The 17962-nt window shown below is 61.0% G+C and carries 19 protein-coding genes; 6 read left to right on the forward strand and 13 right to left on the reverse strand.

Annotation, left to right across the window (positions count from 1 at the left end):
- Nucleotides 1-124 precede the first annotated feature (124 nt).
- Both KBY75_RS10905 and KBY75_RS10910 read left to right on the forward strand, forming a co-directional pair.
- Nucleotides 125-1627: an arylsulfatase gene (locus tag KBY75_RS10905; protein WP_255023914.1), complete on the forward strand. Its 1503-nt coding sequence runs from the start codon at nt 125-127 to the stop codon at nt 1625-1627.
- A 10-nt stretch (nt 1628-1637) separates the two neighbouring features.
- A complete protein-coding gene (locus KBY75_RS10910) occupies nt 1638-2606 on the forward strand; it encodes a formylglycine-generating enzyme family protein (RefSeq protein ID WP_255023915.1) in 969 nt (322 codons plus the stop codon).
- Here the strand turns inward: KBY75_RS10910 and mscL are convergent.
- The 4 genes from mscL to KBY75_RS10930 form a co-directional block, all read right to left on the reverse strand.
- Nucleotides 2586-2963 carry a large conductance mechanosensitive channel protein MscL gene (gene mscL / locus KBY75_RS10915; protein ID WP_255023916.1) on the reverse strand — a complete coding sequence of 126 codons (378 nt, stop codon included), beginning with the start codon at nt 2961-2963 and terminating at the stop codon, nt 2586-2588. The two genes, KBY75_RS10910 and mscL, sit on opposite strands and share 21 nt — an antisense overlap.
- 5 nt (nt 2964-2968) lie before the next feature.
- The gene (locus KBY75_RS10920; RefSeq protein WP_255023917.1) at nt 2969-3895 is read right to left on the reverse strand and encodes a hypothetical protein; all 927 of its coding nucleotides are present in this window, start codon (nt 3893-3895) and stop codon (nt 2969-2971) included.
- A gap of 116 nt (nt 3896-4011) precedes the next feature.
- On the reverse strand, nt 4012-4986 hold the full coding sequence (locus KBY75_RS10925) for a hypothetical protein (protein WP_255023932.1): 975 nt from the start codon (nt 4984-4986) through the stop codon (nt 4012-4014).
- Nucleotides 4983-5546: a hypothetical protein gene (locus KBY75_RS10930; RefSeq protein WP_255023918.1), complete on the reverse strand. Its 564-nt coding sequence runs from the start codon at nt 5544-5546 to the stop codon at nt 4983-4985. The genes KBY75_RS10925 and KBY75_RS10930 overlap by 4 nt, the downstream gene beginning before the upstream one ends.
- Nucleotides 5547-5750: 204 nt before the next feature.
- On the opposite strand from KBY75_RS10930, the gene KBY75_RS10935 reads away from it, so the two are divergent.
- Nucleotides 5751-6347, forward strand: coding sequence for a Crp/Fnr family transcriptional regulator (locus KBY75_RS10935; RefSeq protein ID WP_255023919.1), 597 nt, complete (start codon nt 5751-5753; stop codon nt 6345-6347).
- A gap of 36 nt (nt 6348-6383) precedes the next feature.
- Here the strand turns inward: KBY75_RS10935 and KBY75_RS10940 are convergent, their stop codons facing one another.
- The 8 genes from KBY75_RS10940 to KBY75_RS10975 form a co-directional block, all read right to left on the reverse strand.
- Nucleotides 6384-7856 carry an iron ABC transporter permease gene (locus KBY75_RS10940; protein ID WP_254936531.1) on the reverse strand — a complete coding sequence of 491 codons (1473 nt, stop codon included), beginning with the start codon at nt 7854-7856 and terminating at the stop codon, nt 6384-6386.
- A gap of 114 nt (nt 7857-7970) precedes the next feature.
- Entirely contained in the window at nt 7971-9035 is a 1065-nt protein-coding gene (locus tag KBY75_RS10945) for an extracellular solute-binding protein (protein ID WP_255023920.1), read from the reverse strand.
- Between the two features lie 121 nt (nt 9036-9156).
- A complete protein-coding gene (locus KBY75_RS10950) occupies nt 9157-10728 on the reverse strand; it encodes an iron uptake porin (RefSeq protein WP_255023921.1) in 1572 nt (523 codons plus the stop codon).
- A 114-nt stretch (nt 10729-10842) separates the two neighbouring features.
- Nucleotides 10843-10986, reverse strand: coding sequence for a hypothetical protein (locus KBY75_RS10955; protein ID WP_254936528.1), 144 nt, complete (start codon nt 10984-10986; stop codon nt 10843-10845).
- 79 nt (nt 10987-11065) lie between these two features.
- Nucleotides 11066-11638, reverse strand: a complete 573-nt coding sequence (locus KBY75_RS10960; RefSeq protein ID WP_255023922.1) for a HupE/UreJ family protein — start codon at nt 11636-11638, stop codon at nt 11066-11068.
- A 37-nt stretch (nt 11639-11675) separates the two neighbouring features.
- Nucleotides 11676-12755 (reverse strand): CobW family GTP-binding protein, encoded by a 1080-nt coding sequence (locus tag KBY75_RS10965; RefSeq protein ID WP_396098237.1) that lies wholly within the window; start codon nt 12753-12755, stop codon nt 11676-11678.
- 76 nt (nt 12756-12831) lie between these two features.
- Entirely contained in the window at nt 12832-14280 is a 1449-nt protein-coding gene (locus KBY75_RS10970; protein WP_255023924.1) for an iron uptake porin, read from the reverse strand.
- Between the two features lie 74 nt (nt 14281-14354).
- Nucleotides 14355-15389, reverse strand: a complete 1035-nt coding sequence (locus tag KBY75_RS10975) for a metal ABC transporter substrate-binding protein (protein ID WP_255023925.1) — start codon at nt 15387-15389, stop codon at nt 14355-14357.
- Nucleotides 15390-15474: 85 nt separating this feature from the next.
- Between KBY75_RS10975 and KBY75_RS10980 the strand changes: the two genes are divergently transcribed.
- Entirely contained in the window at nt 15475-16488 is a 1014-nt protein-coding gene (locus KBY75_RS10980; protein WP_255023926.1) for a hypothetical protein, read from the forward strand.
- 26 nt (nt 16489-16514) lie between these two features.
- Complete coding sequence (locus tag KBY75_RS10985; RefSeq protein ID WP_255023927.1) at nt 16515-17210, forward strand: metal ABC transporter ATP-binding protein; 696 nt, start codon at nt 16515-16517, stop codon at nt 17208-17210.
- Nucleotides 17211-17220: 10 nt separating this feature from the next.
- Here KBY75_RS10985 and KBY75_RS10990 read toward each other — a convergent pair whose 3' ends face one another.
- Nucleotides 17221-17622 carry a transcriptional repressor gene (locus tag KBY75_RS10990; RefSeq protein WP_255023928.1) on the reverse strand — a complete coding sequence of 134 codons (402 nt, stop codon included), beginning with the start codon at nt 17620-17622 and terminating at the stop codon, nt 17221-17223.
- A 34-nt stretch (nt 17623-17656) separates the two neighbouring features.
- On the opposite strand from KBY75_RS10990, the gene KBY75_RS10995 reads away from it, so the two are divergent.
- Nucleotides 17657-17962, forward strand: a 306-nt coding sequence (locus KBY75_RS10995) for a metal ABC transporter permease (protein ID WP_255023929.1), incomplete at its 3' end; no start/stop codon positions are given.

The following is a 17962-nucleotide window of genomic DNA, read 5'->3' on the forward strand; positions in this document are numbered from 1 at the left end:
ATATTTGCATTTGCGCAAATAAATTCTGGCCTAAATATTTGGGTGTGAAGAAGTGCATAGCTTTCTTGCGATGTGCTGCCAGCATTCCATCCTTTGAGCAGGCGTATTCGTCTCTTTCCTTCCCATGCCAAACGGAAAACCCAACGTTCTCATCCTCTGGGGTGACGACATCGGCCAAAGCAATCTGAGCTGCTACAGCGATGGCTTGATGGGCTATCAGACCCCCAACATTGACCGTGTGGCTAAGGAGGGTGGTCGCTTCATTCACTACTACGCCGAACAGAGCTGCACCGCTGGTCGTGCGGCCTTCATTTCCGGCCAGAGCGTCTTCCGCACCGGTCTCAGCAAGGTGGGTTTGCCTGGCGCCGAAGCCGGCTTTAAGGCAGAAGATCCCACCATTGCTGAACTGCTCAAGCCCCAGGGCTATCGCACCGGCCAGTTTGGTAAAAACCACTTCGGCGATCGCGATGAGCATCTGCCGACCATGCATGGTTTTGACGAGTTTTTTGGCAACCTCTATCACCTCAACGCCGAGGAGGAGCCTGAGCTGCGCGACTATCCCACGCCTGAAGATTTCCCGAACTTCAAGGAGCGCTTCGGTCCCCGCGGTGTGTTGCATTGCTGGGCAAATGGTGACGGCAGCCAACGGATTGAAAACACCGGCCCCCTAACCCGTAAGCGGATGGAGACGGCCGATGATGAATTCATGGCTGAGGCAAAGCGTTTCATTAGCGATGCCGTTGCCTCTGGTGAACCCTTCTTCGTCTGGTTCAATACCACCCACATGCACTTCCGCACCTATGCGCGTCCCCAGGATGTGGGCCGCAGCGGTCGCTGGCAGTCGGAGTATCACGACGTGATGATCTATCACGACGAGTGCATTGGTGAAATGCTCAACCTGCTCGACGAGTTGGGTGTCACCGATGACACCATCGTGATGTATGGCACTGACAACGGTCCCCACATGAACAGCTGGCCTGATGCCGGCATGACACCCTTCCGCAGCGAGAAGAACACCAATTGGGAAGGGGCTTATCGGGTGCCGGCCCTAGTGCGCTGGCCGGGGCACATCGCTCCTGGCACCATCTTCTCGGGTATCTGTAGCCACCTCGACTGGCTGCCCACCATCCTGGCGGCGGCCGGTGAGCCTGAGATCAAGGAGAAGCTCAAGGCGGGCTATCAGGTGGGCAATAAGACCTTCAAGGTGCACCTTGATGGTTACAACATGCTCGATTATTGGACTGGCCAGGCTGATAAGAGTCCCCGGGTTGAGTTCTTCTACTTCTCCGACGACGGTGACCTCACCGGCCTGCGTTACGACAACTGGAAGTTTGTGTTCATGGAGCAGCGCTCCCAGGGCACCTGCCAGATCTGGGCCGAACCGTTTACGGCTTTGCGGGTACCCAAGATCTTCAACCTGCTCACCGACCCCTATGAGCGCGCTGATGTGACCTCAAACACCTATTGGGACTGGATGTTTGATCACATTTTCCTTCTGGTACCAGCCCAGACCTACGTGGCCCAGTTCCTCGCCACCTTCGCTGAATACCCACCCCGCCAAAAGGCTGCCAGCTTCTCGCTGCAGCAGGTGATGGAGAAGATGGTGAATACTGTCGGCGGACCCTGATCCTGCCGCCATGTCAGCCGGCACCGCCCGATCCCCCGGTCGTCCCCCATTCCCTGGAATGGTGTGGATACCGGCGGGCGGCTTCCGGATGGGGTCAGACCACCACTACCCCGAGGAGGCTCCGGCCCATGACGTCGAGGTTGCTGGATTCTGGATCGATCGCACTCCCGTTACTAACGCCCAGTTTCGGAGCTTTGTGAAAGCGACCGGTTACCGCACGCTGGCGGAGCAGCCAGCAAACCCCGCTCTCTATCCCGGCGCCAATCACGAACGATTAGCGCCGGCATCAATTGTTTTTGTGCCGCCCCCGGGGCCGCTAGGGCCTGGAATCCACTACCGCTGGTGGCAATATCTTGCCGGAGCAAACTGGCGTCATCCGGAGGGGCCGGGAAGTTCGATTAAGCGCCGCGAGCAGCATCCGGTGGTCCATGTTGCCTGGGAGGACGTTTTGGCCTACGCCAGCTGGTGCGGCAAACAGTTGCCTACGGAGGAGGAATGGGAGCGGGCTGCTTGGGGCGGCCTGTGCAATGTCGAGTTTGCCTGGGGTGAAGAGCTCTATCCCGGTGGGGTGCCCCTAGCTAATACCTTTCAGGGTGATTTCCCCCACCACAACAGCCGCTTAGATGGCTACGAGCGCACCTCCCCCGTAGGTGCTTTTCCTGCCAACGGCTATGGGCTAGTCGACATGATCGGCAATGTGTGGGAGTGGACCGATAGCTGGTATGGCCACCACCAGCAGAGCCCGGGAGGCTGTTGCGCCGCAGCCGCCGAAGTCAAAGCGCGTGAAGCGAGCATCGATCGCCACTCCCAGCACGGCGAGCAACCACGCAAAGTGGTTAAGGGCGGTTCTTATTTATGTGCACCTAGCTATTGCCGTCGTTACCGACCAGCAGCTCGAATGGCCCAGGGGCTTGATACCTCCACGGGCCATATGGGTTTTCGCTGTGTGGTGAGGCCTTCAGAGCTGGCGACGTTCTAAAGCTTCTGCCAGGCGGGTAGCGGCAGCAGCAAGTTGAGCCTGGGGATCGGGAGCTGAGATCGGTCGTTCGCCACGCTTCATGGCTTCAAGGCCGCGCACGATCAGGAACACCACGAAGGCGATCACGATGAAATTGATCAGCGCCACGAGCACAGCTCCTGCTGGCAAAGCGCTGATAGCCGACACATTGGCAGCTTTCAGCGTAGGAGCAAGCAGTGAGGTCATCACTAGGCTGACTACCGCATCCACTACTTTGCCAAAAGCTCCGCCGATAACCACTGCAACAGCGAGATCGACAACATTACCTTTGCCGACAAATGCCTTGAAGTCTGAAAGAAAAGTGGTGCGACGTTTCATTTTAGTTAGAAGAAGAATTTGAGGCCAATTTCAAAGCCGTTCCGATAGCTGCTGTAGCCACTATCGGGGGTATTGCCAGTATTGTAATTGATCCCCGAATAGCGCCAGGAAATGTTTAGGTCAGTGCTATTGCCAACTGCATAGCCAAGTCCGATCTGGGCGTTTCCGGAAAGATCTTCTGATCCACTTAGCCCAAAGCCACCGATGTCGGCGCGGGCAAATGCCCGTAAGCGGGGAGACATAAAAATCGTAGCCTGGGTTCCCAAAAGAGGTTGAACCCAGGTGCGTCCAAAAGAACCTTCTCGTTCAAAACTGACCCGTCCTCCACTGCCTTGAATCTGGGCTGCCACATCCAGCTGGGCATCGATTACCCGTATGCCGGCGTAGGGGATCAGGCTGAATTGCCCAGGCTTGCCCACTGCAGCTTCTCGATCCCCAAAGCGATAGCGCAGGGCAAGATCGTAAATACCCTGGCTAGCGGTGACATCGGCACTCCCCGTGAAAATCCCACGCTGGCCCGTTTTTGATCCGTATTGCCCAAGTTTGACGTAATCCAGATCTACTAAAACACCTAGTCGATCCTTTTCGATGCTACCGCGCAGGGTGGTTGCCCACTTCAGCTTAGAAAGAACTTCACCGAGATTCAGATCGGTGTCCGTACTGAAGTTTCTTGTTCCATTTGTGACAGTTGTTGTCCCGGTGCTACGCACTGGAGCAAAGCCATATAACTCAATTGTGCCTGCCCAAGGAGTGGCAGCCGCTGGCTGGGGTGTGGAGACAGCGGGAGTCTCTTCGCTAGGGGGATTACCAGCGGCGGTATCAGACTGCTGGGCGCGCAGTTCATTTGTTAGGCCACAGCCAAGGCTGAGCCCTAACAAGATGGGTATGGCTCTGGCCTGCTGCCTGGCTTGATTGCCAAGAAGTTGCTTCATCATCTCGGCTAATACATGGAAGTTGGAACGATGGCTTACATTTTGCCATCAATTTTTTTATCAAAAAAGTTGGATCTGCCGCTGCTATGGCGACAGATCCATGGGTTGTTAGCCAGTCAAACCGATCCGTATGCCACTTGGCAGGCGGCATTGAGTAGCTCGGCCTCTTCGGCATTGCTGGGCTCTTGACCGTTGATTGTGCCTTGGTTGCAGTTAGCAGTCAGCTGGTAGTTGTTGCCATCTGCCTGCATCACAAAACTCACTGCATTAGTGCCGGATGGTTGGACCGTTCCGAATAGCAACTGATAGTTAGTATTCGGGACAACAATATAAGTTGTATTGCTGCTTACGGCATTATTAACGGACTCGTTAATAATTGCTGCGGTGGCGAGAGTTGCCACTCCCCAAGCCGCTGCCCTCGCGCCCCACCATCCCCAAGTTGGGGTCGACCAGCCGCCATACCAGCCGTAGTTCCAAGGGCGTGCCACACCCCATCCGGGCCTCGCCCAACCTGGGCGTACATTGACATTGTTGATATTGACGCTTCGGTTCCAGTTGCGATTCACATCGCGATTTATATTCCGATTCACATTTCGATTGACGTTGCGATTCACATCGCGATTTACATTTCGATTGCCGTCACGGTTGGCGATACGGTCACCGCCTTGGCCGGCGCCTGGTAATTGACGCGTGCCGGCTGCCGAACGGTTAGTCGCTGCTGGCCGGTTTAGGGAAGGTCCTCCGGCCCCTCCGGCTCCCGCACCAACCTTGGCATTGTTGCTCCAGCCACCGGTGGGTCGGCTTGAGCCGCGGTTGAGGCCCGCACCGGCATTGCTGAAGCCGCTGTTGCCACTGGCTCGCCTGGCACTGCCACCACCGCTACCGCCACCACCGCCTCGGGATCCGCCACCACCACCACGGGAGCCCCCACCACCGCCACCGCGGGCAAGCAGCTGGGCTGTGCCGCTATCCGGCATGGGGTTATTCGCCATGGGGCGATCAATGGCAAACGCCGTGCCGATCGGCAGGGCCAGCACTCCCGCCAGCACCAGTCCCAGACCACTCCACGGGGTTTTGAGAGCACTGTTCATTTGCCGACCCCCTTGCAGCCGTCGTCGTAGCAGGTGAGATCTATGCGGCCATCAGCGCCGAACTGCACCTTGATCAGGTCGCGGCCTGCCGTTGCGTCAGGGCGGTCTTCCTTAACACTGTTGAGGTAATTGGGGTTGATCACGCACAGGTCGCGCCCGTTGAAGCAGATCGTGTTCGTAGAGAAGCGAGCTGCTGCGGAGTCGAGGTTTTTCCAGGTTTTGGTGCTGTCAACCCAAATGCTCATCCGCACTGGGCTATCGGTTACTCGAATCGTTTCGACGTTTTTGCCCATGATGTGGCGGTAGAGGGTTGCATTGCCCTCGTTTACAGCCTCCACTACGCAGGCCTGCGGTTCACCGCCTTTGATGCTGCACTTGGTGTCTAGCTTGTAGAGGGTTTCTGTTTGGGCTAGGGCTGGAGCTGCCGCCAGCAGGCTCGCGGCAGCGGCCAGCAGGCCGATGCGGCTGCAGATGGGGTTGCGGTTCAACATGAAGGGAAAATCCCCAACGTCGGTGGGAAGCAATTCCAGGATGCCTATGGCTGAGGATTTTGGCTGCAAGTTGTAGCCCATAGCTACAAAGGCCGATTTTGCGTGCGTTAGAGATGCAACTGGTGAAAAAGTAGACAAAAAGCGCAATTGAAACCGCGCTTGGCCCGGACGCCTGCCCTCTTGCAATTGCTAGTTGTTATTGAGAATCGCTTGCAAAAGGCGTCATTCTTGTTTAGGTTGCGACTCATTCGCAACAAGCCTTCTGCCGCGGCCATGAGTTTTCGCTTCCTGCCCGCCGATTCCCTTGCCGCCGTGCGTATGCCAGTTGGGCAAACCGTGCTGCTAAACCCCGCCCTGCTCCCCGCTGGCAGCTGCATTGAGGTGCTGGACGGTGTGGCTCGCGTCTATTGCCCCTGCGAGGAAACCGAGGGGATGACCTTGGCTTTCCTGCAAGCGGGGGATCAGCTATGCACCGAGCGCCTCTGCAGTGAGGGTGTCTGCGTGGAGGCGCTCACGCCTTTGAGTTTCCGCAGTGACGCCACGCTCCGGCAGGGTGATGGCTTTGATGCCGTCAATGAATGGACCTTGCAGCTACTGCGCATCCGTCACTTAGGTAGCGCTGACCAGCGGCTACATGCATTGTTTGGTCTGCTGGTGCGCCGACTCGGTCGTCGCTGCGGTAGCTGGTGTGATCTGCCGTTTCGTCTCACCCATGAACGGATCGGTGAATTGATCGGCACCACCAGGGTTACCACCACGCGGCTGATTTCACGGATTCGCCAGGCCCAGCTGCTCGAGGCCCCCGTCGGCGAGGTCGGCATGCGCCTGGCGCCGGAACTAATTGATTCCGCCCCTTTGGCTGCCGCCTGATTGAAGGGAGCCTGATCGGTGCCTGATCGGCAGCGCTTAGTCGCGCTGCTCCAGGGTGGGCACTAGGGCAAATGCCGCTAGCAAGCCAAACGCCATGATCATGACGGCTGGTGCCATTGCGGCACCAACCCTTTCATCACTGGCGTATTGGAATACACGCACCGCCAGGGTGTCGAAATCGAAGGGCCGCAGGGCCAGGGTGATCGGCAGTTCTTTCACCACATCTACAAACACCAGCAGTGATCCCACCAGCAGAGGCCCTCGCAGTAGGGGCAGGTGAATCCGCCGCAACACAGCCAGCCAGTCGCAGCCAAGGCTGGTCGCTGTTTCGTCGATGCTGGGGGGTATGCGCTCAAGCGCAGCATCAAGCCCCTGTTTTGAGACAGCGATGAAGCGGTCGCCGTAGCCCCAGAGCAATAGCAGCACTGGGCTGAAGCCGAGGGGGCCGCCCAGCACGATCAGCCCGAGGGCCAGCACACTGCCGGGAATGGCGTATCCCAAGCCGGCGATGAAGCTGAGCTGTTGGACGAGCGGTTGGGGGCTCCAGCGCCGGCAGATGGCCAGCAGCAGCGAACCCAGGCAGGTCACCGCAGTGGCAATCAAGGCCAAACCGAGGCTGCGGCTTGCCAGCTGGCCCAGTTCTGCGAACGATTCGCTCTGCAGCCCTTGCCAGCCCTGTTGAATCCATAGGGCTGGAATGGCCACAGCAATAAGGGGTGGCAGCACACAGAACAACTGGGCCAGGGCGGCGCGCCAGCCCGCCAGATGCCAAACGTGGGCGCTGCCCGTTCCGCCTTCCAGGTTCCAGCGCCGACTGCGTTGGCGCAACTGACGTTCGCTGGCGATCAACACCGCCACGATTGCCAGAGCCACCAGAGATAGCAGCGCCGCACCCTGGGGATCGCCATCCACCTGCCAGCGATCGAGGATGCCAGCAGAGAGGCTGGGCACGCCAAGCAGTCGCACCGCGCCGAGATCGTTCACGACCTCCATGGCACTTAGGGCAATGCCGGCGCCGATCGAGGGCAGGGCAATTGGCAGGGCGACGCGAAAAAAACTTCTCCAAGGGCCCACGCCAAGGCTGCGGCTGGCTTCCAATAGCCGCCTGCCACTAACAGAGAAGCTCTCGGTGCTCAGCAGAAATACATAGCTGTAGTTAGCCAGGGTGAGCAGCACGATGGCCCAGCCCAGGCCATGGATGCGCAGGCCCCGGTAGCTGCCCCAGTCGATCAGGCTGGCGGCCAGGAGGTAGGCAGGGAAGGCCATTGGCACCAGTTGGGCGATGCGCAGCCAGCGGCGGCCTGGGAAGCGGCAAACCGCGGTGAGCCAGCCGATGGCAGTTCCCACAACGGCGCCTAAGAGCCCCTCCCCTGCAACCAGCAGCAAGGTGCCCCGCACCTGTCTGAGCCCGTCAAATCCCAGCACCAGCTTGGTTTCGCCCCTGTTGATCAACACGTCTTTCAACAGGCTGAGCAGGGGCAATAGGGCGAGCCCACTGGCCAAAATCACAACCAGTAAGAGCCAGGTCCGGCTGCTGGAGCGGCCCGGTCCCTGCGCGGGAGCGCCTTGTCCCTGCGCAGGGGCGCCTTGGATCGTGGAGGGCGTCAACGCGATGCCAAGTCGTTACTCCCAGCCAGCCTGCGTCATCAGTTGCACCGCTTCGCGGTTGCGGCGGCCCAGCTGCTCCATGGAGACCGTTGAGGCCTTAAAAGTGCCAAATGCCTTCAGGGTTGGGTTGTTGCCCCAGCCCTTGAGGGGGTATTCGTTGTTGGCGGCGGCGTAGCCCTCTCCTGATTGGGGCGAAACCAGGAACTCCAGCAGACGTTGCGCACCCTCGGGGTTGCGGGAGCTGCGGGTGACGCCACCGGCCGAAATATTGATGTGGGTGGGGTTGGGCCACACAACTTTCAGCTTCGAAGCGGTGCTGCGCTCAGTGCTGTTCTTGTCTTGCAGCATGCGCGCTAGGTAGTACTGATTGGCCACAGCAGCGCCGCACTGTCCCTGTCCCACGGCTCGCAGCATGGGGGTGTCGGAGGTAAAGAAGGGCCTTTTGGTGTTGGCGAGCATCCCCTGCAGCCATTGCTGGGTGGCAGGTTTGCCGCGCCGCACCAGCTCATCGGCCGTGAGCGATTGGTTGTAGACGCTGGCGCGGTTGCGTAGGCAGAGCTTGCCTTTGAGCTCCGGACGGCTGAGGTCGGCGTAGCTGCGGATCAGGCCGGGCTTCACGATTGCTGGGTTGACCATTACGGGGCGGGCCCGGCGGGTCAAGGCAAACCAATGACCCTTGGGGTCCCGCAGGTTGGCCGGCACGTCCTTGTTGAGTTCAGCGGAGCGAATCGACCTAAACAGATTGGCCTCCTGGGCTCGATAAATCCGGGCCGCATCCACCAGTACCAGCAGATCGGCTTTGCTGTTGTTGCCCTCGCTCTTCAGGCGCTGGATCAGCTCGTCATCTTTACCCTCCAGCAGGTTCACCTTGATACCGGTGCGTTTGGTGAACTCGCTATAGAGCTGTTTATCGGTGTTGTAGTGCCTTCCGGAATAGACATTCACTTCCTGGGGCCGGTTCTGGGCCATGCCGGCCACGCCGATGGCGCTGGCCAGGGTGGTAGCGGCTAGGGCACAAAAGCCAAGATGTAGGCCCCAGGGGCGGGAACGTTGGCAGCTAGTGCTGGGTGGGAGAGTCATGTTGGAAATGGATTTGGCGCTGACAATGCCCTCAGGCTAAGAACGCTCACGCCTGCCCCCTGTGATTAATGCAAGCCTTGGACGTAACTATTGCTACGCCCAAGGTGGATTTGCTTCAAGATCAGAAGCGGAACTGGGTTTGAATCACTCCACCCCAGAGATCTTTTTCATTCACCTGGTTAGAACTGTTGGTGATGTAGAACAGCCCTGGAGTGATTGAGATGTTGTCAGTTACCTGGAACTTGTAGAAGAGCTCAAGAGAGAGAGGATCATCTATGCCTGTTCCAGCGCTGGGGTTCTGCCCAATTGCCACACCGGCGATGTTGCCCTTAACGAAGGCGTCATCCCACTGCAAGCCGACGTACCAGGACTGGGAATCGGCGGCTCCAGCTACGCCCCCTGATATGTCAGTGAAGCCATAACCAGCGCTGATCGAGGGGATAATGCCGCTGTCAAGGGGTTGCCAGTAGCCAGATAAGGAGAAGCTGTTGGAGCTCTGGCCAGAGCTCAGGTTGCTGTTTGCTGTGCCGTTGGCATTGATGGTGCGGGTGCCGGTGGTGCCGTTGCGGTAGGCGATGGCGGCTCCCCAGTTGGGGGCTTTGTAGCCGATCTGGGCCGTGGTGTTGAGGCTGCCATCGCTGTCGAAGATGCCCTCGTTGGAAATCTCACCATCCTGGGCGATGTAGTTGAGCGAGGCGTTCCAGAAGCCCTGCCCTTTTGCTACCTGTTGCTTCCAAACAGCGCCAAATCCCTGGCCGGTCACTTTATTGTATGCACCAGGGGTCCCAGCCACGGCGAAGAAGTCGAGCAGCTGGGATCGGTAGGCACTGGGAATAAAGGCGAGAATTTCAGTGTTGCGCACCAGGGCACCGGCGGTAAGCGTGAATTGCTTGCCCACCGGGAACTGGTAATAGAGGCGATCGATTGACACCGCATCGAGGCCACCAGCGCCTGATGCTCCCGCATTAGTGCTGGAGGCTTTATCCAACTTGAACAGGCTGTCTCCAGCATTGAAGGGACTGAAGGCCGTGAAATTACCCGAGCGCAGGCGGGTTTTGAGCAGGTCCTTGCCGGTGAAGCTGGTATCCAGATTCAGGCGCAGGTCGTAATTGAAGGTGGTGCGATCTTGCCGGCCACTGGTATCTGAGTTGTAGTCGGGTACGCCACCCAGGATGAAGTTCACCTCTCCTTTGAGCTTGGTGGTGGTGGAAAACTGCTGGGCTTCGAGGGTGCCCACCTTGGCCTCAAGTCCGTCGACGCGGCCCTTCAGCACAGCTAGCTCCTTCTTGAATTCATCCATCAACCTCTGCAGCTCGTCGGTCACTTCGGTGACACGGTCGAGGCAGGCATTCAAAAGGGCCGCCGCCTCGTAGCGGGTCATGGCCTGTCCACCCTTGTAGGTGCCGTTGGGATAGCCGGCCACGCAACCGTACTTTTCAACCAGATTGGTCAGTGCTTGATAAGCCCAGTCGGTGGGCCTTACGTCAGAAAATTGGTTGACGCTGGTGACCTGGTTGAGGGAGCGCCAAGCCTTGAGCTCGTCAATTTCTTGTTGCTCCATGTAGTCGTTGATTGCCTCCCGGCTATTCAGCAACGGGATTTCATTGGCAACGGCGGAGTCTTGGGCGGCCAAGCTTGGTAATAGTGCGCCAAAAATGGATGGGGCCAGCAATAGGCGATGGAACTGATTCATAGACTCCTCACAACAGAAGTTTGTTGATGTCCACTGGGGACCCAACTAGCCACACTTCTATTGGATTTAGCCAATGGGCGTGCAGACTATTGATTCAAAATGATGTAATCAATATCACCGGTTTTGTCTGACGCGCACTGGGACCAGCACGGGCTGCATCAGGCCGCCACCACCATTGTCATCATCGGAATCGGTGGCGAGCCAAAAAGCCAAGCCAAACAAGGCGACAACGCCGGAGAAAAGAATCAGCTCGGCCATGGCGTTTGATTTCGATTTGATAAGCGTAGCTAGCTCAGCAAGGGGCTTGTGTAACAAAAGTGTCCGCTTGGGACGGTTCTCACGCCAACGGGGCAAGCGCTAGCAGCGCTCCAGCGATGCTGAGGGCAACTGCCAAGCGCCGTCCCCAGCTGGGGGCCAGCTGGCGGATCACGGCGAAACTTGCCCCCACCACGGCCGCTGAGCAGAGGCTCGCCCCTAGCCACCAGCCCAGCAGATCTGCGCTGCTGCCTGTTGCTTCCTGGCCATGCAGCATGGCGTGAATAGCCACTCCTCCTGCCAGCACTACGGCCAGCAGCTGGCCCTGGCGTGCAGCCAGCGCTAGGCCAAGACCAGACACCATCAAGGCTGCTAACACCTCGGCGCCTGGCAGGTTGCCCCCTAGGGCCCCATACAAGCTGCCAGCAATCGCAGCGGCTAGGGCCACGAGCAGTAGCGATGGGCCGGCCAGGGCGGCAGCGCCGCCAACGCCAAGCAGCAACAGCAAGTGGTCTAGCCCAAGCAGCGGGTGGCTTGCTCCTGCGGCCAAGCCCGCGCTTGCCAGGCCATGGGCACCTGCTGGCAGGGTCGACAACAGGCTGAGGGCCAAGCCAGCGGCGGCGGCCGGGGCCAGTTGGCGCACGGTGGTGGACATCATGAATTTGGCTGGATCCTCTGAGTCAGTATCCCGTTCAAGCGAAGCCCTTGCCGGAATCTTTGGCAACGCACACCTGCAGTTGCTTGCGCAACTGGGCGTGGTCGAGATTTTTACCGATCAGCACGATCTGGTTCTTGCGCCCTGAGCCCTCTGGCCAGTCGGAATCGTCGATCGAGAAGCGCTTGCCAGCCAGGTGGAACACATGGCGGCGCTCACTTTCGTTGAACCAGAGGATCCCCTTGGCGCGAAACACCTCTGCTGGCAGCTGGTTGTCGAGAAAGTTCTGAAATTTGCGCAGGGCGAAAGGCCCCTCTGATTCAAACGACAACGAGGTGAATCCCTCGATGGCGGCGTGGTCGGGGTGATCGGCGTGATCGTGCTTGTGATGATCGTGGTTGTGGTGCTCGTGGTGCTCGTGCTCGCAGTGGCCGTGATCGTGGTCGCAGGAGCTGTGGTCTGGCTCGGCGCTGAGCTGCTGCTGGGCAACGATTTTGTCGCTTTCGAACAGCCCCACGCTGAGTAGTAGGGGCAGGGGCACTTCGCCCTTCACCGAGCGCAGGATGCGGGCATCGGTCTTGATCTCGCGCAACTGGGCCTCTAGGGCAGCCAGCCGCTCCTCAGCTACCAAGTCGCATTTGTTTAGCAACAGCATGTCGCTGTAAACGATCTGGGCCCGGGCCACCTCACCCTCCAGCAGCTCGTCGCTGAAGTTCTCGGCGTCAACCAGGGTGATGATCGAATCGAGCCTGGTGGCATCTCGCAGGTCGCTGCCGAGGAAGGTCATGGCCACCGGCAGGGGATCGGCCAGGCCGGTGGTCTCCACCACCAGATAGTCCACCGGATCGGGGCGCTCCAGGATGCGGTACACAGCTTCGAGCAGTTCACCGTTGATGGAGCAGCAGATGCAGCCGTTGCTCAGCTCCACCATGTCTTCGCCGGTGGCAACAATCAGGTCGTTGTCGATGCCGATTTCACCGAATTCGTTGACCAGCACGGCGGTTTTGACCCCCTGCTGATTGCTGAGAATGTGGTTGAGCAGGGTGGTCTTACCCGCCCCCAGAAAGCCGGTGAGGATTGTCACGGGCAGGCCCGTGGGGGTGGCACTGGCGGTCATGGAATGGGGCATGGCTTGGCTGTGATGACCCTAGGAACCCTTTGCCGCAATCCATTGGGGCAGGGGTTAGCTCGACTCAAAACTGGAAGCTGGTTTTGATCAGGGCACCGAATTGGTTGGCACCACCCCCATTACCCCCAGGATTGTTGAGCACGAAGATCGCCGGAGTCACGGAGATGGCGTCGGTGACCTGCCACTGGTACCACCACTCCCAAGCCCACACGCCGGATTCGCTGGCAGCCCCATTGCGGGTGGCGGTTGCAAAGGCGGGTTGGCCCACTCCCATGCCAAAGCTGTTGCCTTCAGCCAGCACATCGTTCCATTGCAGGCCCACCATCCACGACTGGCTGGTGCGCAGGTCTGAGCCGGAGCTGCCGTTGACGCCGTAACCAGCGCTGATCGAGGGCAGCCAGCCACTCTCGGCCGGCTGCCAGAAGCCGCTGATGGCAAAGGCATTGGTGTTGACGCCGTTCTCCTCGATCTCGGTGGTGATGAACGGGGTGGCACCGGGCACACCCACACCGGCCTCGACATAGGAATAGAGCGCAGCGATGCCCCAGTTCTCCTGGCCGTAGCCCAGCTGCACCGTGCTGGTGCCGGCTGAGCTGCTGCTGAATAGGCCCTGGGAGGAATCGGCACCATTGCCCGCCACGTAGTTAGCGCTCACGCTCCAGCCGTTCTGTTGCCACCAGAGGCCCAGGCCTGGGCCGAGGTTTTTGTTGTAGGCAAGCGGTGCACCGTTGAGGGTGAGCGCGTTGAGGATGGTGTCGCCTGGATAGGCGCTGGGCCAGAGGGCGAGCATGTCCTCCTGGCCCACCCGGCCGCCGAGGGTGATGGTGAACTGGCTGCCAAACGGGAACTGATAAAAGATTTTGTCGATGCCCAGCACATCGGGGCCACCCTCTTCCTGGAAGGCGATCTCCAGGGTGGAGAGGCCGCCGCCGAAGGCATTGCGATCGCCATCGAAGTTGCCGGCCCGCAGCACGGTGCGCAGCAGATCCTTGCCGCTGAAGCTGGTGTCGAGGTTGAACTGCAGGTCGAAGTTGAACGTGACCTGCTCACCGGCGGGATTGTTGCTCACCCCACCCACAACCAAGCTGGCTAGGCCGGAGAGCTTGGTGGTGGTGGAGAACTGGCTGGCCTCGATTTGGCCCGCTTTTGCTTCGAGGCCATCGACGCGGCCCTTGAGCACGGCCAGTTCCTGCGCAAACTCGGCCATCAGGCGCTTGAGCGTGTCGGTCACTTCAGTGACGCGATCGAGACAGGCGTTGAGCAGGGCGGCGGCCTCAAAGCGGGTCATGGCCTGCCCACCTCTGAAGCTGCCGTTGGGGTAGCCGGCGACGCAGCCGTATTTCTCCACCAGGTTGGTCAGCGCCTGATAGGCCCAGCCGGTGGGGCGCAGATCAGAGAACTGGCTGATGCCGGTATTGAGGTCGCCGGGCTCGAATTCAACGGCAGCTGCGGTTACCGGTGCCAGTACGCCAGCAGCAGTTGCTGCAATCAGCAGGATTGGGCGAATTTTCACGGCTGCGAGGCGGGGCACGGAGCCAGTCTATAGCAAGAATGAGAACGATTCTCATTGAGCTTGTTGGCTGGGCGTCAGCGGATGGCCTGCCAGCGCTGGCTCAGGGCCTGCTGGCCGGATGGGTCGCAGCGGCCGCCCAGGCCGTTGACGATCAGGCAGGTGTTGGCGGCGAGGGTGGCTACCAGGTTGCCGTTGCCATCGGGTTCCGCTGCCAGACCATCGGCCACCAGTGGTGCGGCGCCGATGGGCACACCGCTGAGGCTGCTGACCCGCTGCAGCGCTTTGCCTGCCGGCAGCTGTTCGGCGAACAGCATCGGCACCTGCTCGCGCCGCAATTGCTCCAGCACGGCCTGGAAGGCCTGGGGGCGCAGGTTGTCGCTGCTGCTGCTGGCATCCACCACCGCCAGTTCCTGCAGTCCGTAGGCCCGGGCCAGGCTGGCAAAAGCTCGGTGTCCTGTGGCCAGGGGTCTGGCGGTGGGAATGGTGGCAAGTTGCCGGCGGTTCCAGGCGTCCAGCTGCTGCAAAGTCGCCGTCATCGCCTGGGCCCGGGCGGCAATGGGGGCTTGGGCGGCAGGCTTTAGCTGCTGAAGTTGCTGGGCCACCAGCAGCACCAGAGCAGCTGCCTGGCTTGGGTCGTGCCACACGTGGGGATCCCTGTCGCCATGGGCATGCTCATCTTGATCGTGGTGCTGGCCATCCTCATCGTGGTGCTGGTGAGAATCGGCGGTCTTGGGCGGCGCAGCCTCTAGGACGGGGCTGTTGGGTACGGCTAGCTCTGCTACGGCTACGGTTTTGGTCCGGCTTGTTCCCGGCTTGGTCAGTTCGGCCAGGGCTGGGGTGAGGCCGAAGCCGTTGATCAGTACCAGCTGGGCCTGGCTGAGCTCCCGGCTCTGCTGGGGAGTTAGCCGGAATTGATGGGGGTCGTCGCCCGGCTGCAAAAGGCAGCTCACTCGTAGGTCGCTGGCGGCTAGGCGTTGGGTGATGTCGCAAAGGACCCCGTCGGCAGCGATCACCTCGGCCGGTGGGGGAGTGCGGCAAGCCTTCAGTCCTACGGCTGCTGCTAATGCCAGAGCAAGAGAGGCAGCTGCGGGAGCGGGGATACGGGGCATAGCTGGCGCGCCTGGTTCCACGAATGATAATGGTTCTCAAAATTTTACTTGGGAGTGGGTTCTGGCTCGTTCTGCAGCCCTCCAAGTGGGATTGTTGGAGTTGATGCCGCTGATCCAGGGCGTGGATCGTTCTGCTCTGACCAGGCCTCACGCCCTGCTGATGGCGGGTGTGCTGCTGTTTTTCTATCTCGATGCCTTCGTGCTGGGGGCTCCGGGCGGGATGGCGTTGGCGCTGCTGCTGCTGGCGCTGGTGGTTCTGCTGGGCTTTTTGCGGCATGCGGGCCATGGCCCCCCTGGAGCTTTCGAGCCCGTGCCCGTGCTGCTGGCAGCTTTCGCTGCTCTGGTCGTGCTGGCGCTGAGCCGTGGAGCGCTTGTCTCGGTGGCACTTGCTGCGGCGCTGGTGGGTGTTGCCGGCGGGCTGGTCGAGGCCATCGGCCATTCCAGCCGTCGTTGCCAGGGGGTGGCTGCCCCGGTGTACTGCGGCGCTTTTGCTGGGATGACCTCTGAGCTGGTGCTCGGCCATCCGGGCTGGGTGGTGCTGGCCGGGGTGCTGGCCGGACTGGCGTTGTTGCTCCTGACGAACAGTTGGAGCGGGATCGGCGGCAAGCTTGGAACCATCGCCTTTCTGGGGGTGCTCGGCGCCACGGGTCTGGCCCTGGTCTCCGGTGCGGTCGGTGCAGGCGCCCCTCTGCATGCCTTTACCGGCGCAGAGCGCTGGCTGGTGCTGATCGCCTCCCTGCTCTCCCCGCTGCTCACCCACGCCCTCAGCTACCGCTATGGCTTAGGGGTGGTGCTTGGATCCGCCCTGCCCTCCCTGCTGGTGGCCCTGCTCCTGGCCCTGCTGCCCCCTTCTTTGGCGCTGGCGCCGGGGCCCTTGGCGGCCATGTGGCTGGGCGCCAGTTTCGTCGGTATGACAGCTCCTGAGCGGCTCGACCCTCGCCCGGTGCCACTGCTGCTGGCGATGGGCCTGCTGTTCGCCCTGCTGAGCTTCAGCTTCGCTCCGCGCCTGGCGGGGATCGGCGGAGACCTCGGGGCCACCGCGGCGGTGTCGGTTTTTGCCGTGCTGGGAGCGCGGGTGCTGGGGTTCCACCGTCGTTAGGTTTGCGGTTGCACTGATGGTGTTGCGTGTCGCTTGAGGTGAGTGAGCTGCGGGTGCGCCGCGGCGGCGAGCTGGCTCTCGACGGCGTGGCTTTTGCGCTCGAGCCCGGCACGCTCACCGCCCTGGTGGGCCCCAACGGCGCTGGCAAAAGCACCCTGCTGCAGGCCATTGAGGGGCAGCTGCCGATCGAGAGCGGTTCGATCCGGCTCGATGGGGTGCCCCTTACCTTGGCCCTGGCGCGACAGCAGTTGGCCCTGATGCCCCAGCGGGGGGAGATCGCCTGGCACTTCCCGATAAATGTGCGGGAGTTGGTGGCCCTGGGGCGGATGGCCGCCAAGCGTCCTGGCTGCTGCGATGTGGAAGCGGCCCTGCAGCGGGTTGGCCTGGCCGGGTTGGCGGGCCGGCGGCTGGATCAGTTGTCCGGTGGCCAGCAGCAGCGAGCCCTGCTGGCCCGCACCTTGGTGCAGCCAGCCAGGCTGCTGCTGCTGGATGAGCCCTGCGCTGCCATCGACCCCCCCTCACGCACCCAGCTGCTCAAGGTGATGGGCCAGCTGCGCGATGCCGGTCTCACCCTGCTGGTGAGCAGCCACGACTGGGGCCGCGACCTCGACGCCTACGACCGGGTGCTGGTGCTCGATCGCTCCCTACTCGCCGACGGCAGCCCCCAGCAGGTGCGCCAGGCCCTCGGCGACCTGCGGGTAGGCAACCACTGCTGCGGTTGATGGCCTGGCTCTAGCTGGCCTGGCGCTGCTGACAGCTTCCGCAGAGCCCGAAAAATTCCAGGGTGTGAAACAGCAGCTGGAAGCCTGCGCTCTGGTCGCCGTCTAGGTGCACGTCGTGCATGGGGCAGTTATTAAGAACCACCGTGGCGCCGCAGTCGACACAGGTGAGGTGGTGCTCGTCCCGATCTGTGGGGGCGAACAGGGCCTCGCCGCTGGGCAGGTGGCGGCAACGGATCCAGCCCCGCTGCTGCAGCTGGCGCAGGTGGCGGTAAACCGTGGCCAGCCCCATGGGCTGGGAGCCTTGGCGCAGCAGGGCGTGCAGGTCCTGGCCGGAGAGTTCCCGGTCGGCTTGGCGCAACGCCGTAAGCAGCAGCTGTTGGCGGTCGCTTGACGCGGCAACCTGGGATGGCATGGTCAGAGTGGCTGGGGCGTAGTGCGCTGATCCTATGGAGACTCTTTGGTGGCTGCTGCCCCTGGTGCTGGCGCTGGTGATCGGCGGCCTCTGCCCATTGGCCGGCACCTTGCTGCTGGTGCAGCGGCGCCTGTTCCTGGCCAATCTCGTGTCCCACGCAGTGTTGCCGGGGTTGGCGCTGGCGCTGGCACTGCGGCTTGATCCGGGCCTCGGTGGCGTGATCAGCGGCCTGGCCGGTGCCCTTTTGGCGGAGCGGCTCAGCCGGGGTGATCGTTCTGGTGAAGGGGGCGATGAGGCGGTGCTCAACACCGTGCTGGCTGGCTTTCTAGGTTTAGGGGTG

Source organism: Cyanobium sp. T1G-Tous, assembly GCF_024345455.1.
In the GTDB taxonomy this organism is placed as follows: Bacteria; Cyanobacteriota; Cyanobacteriia; order PCC-6307; family Cyanobiaceae; genus Cyanobium_A.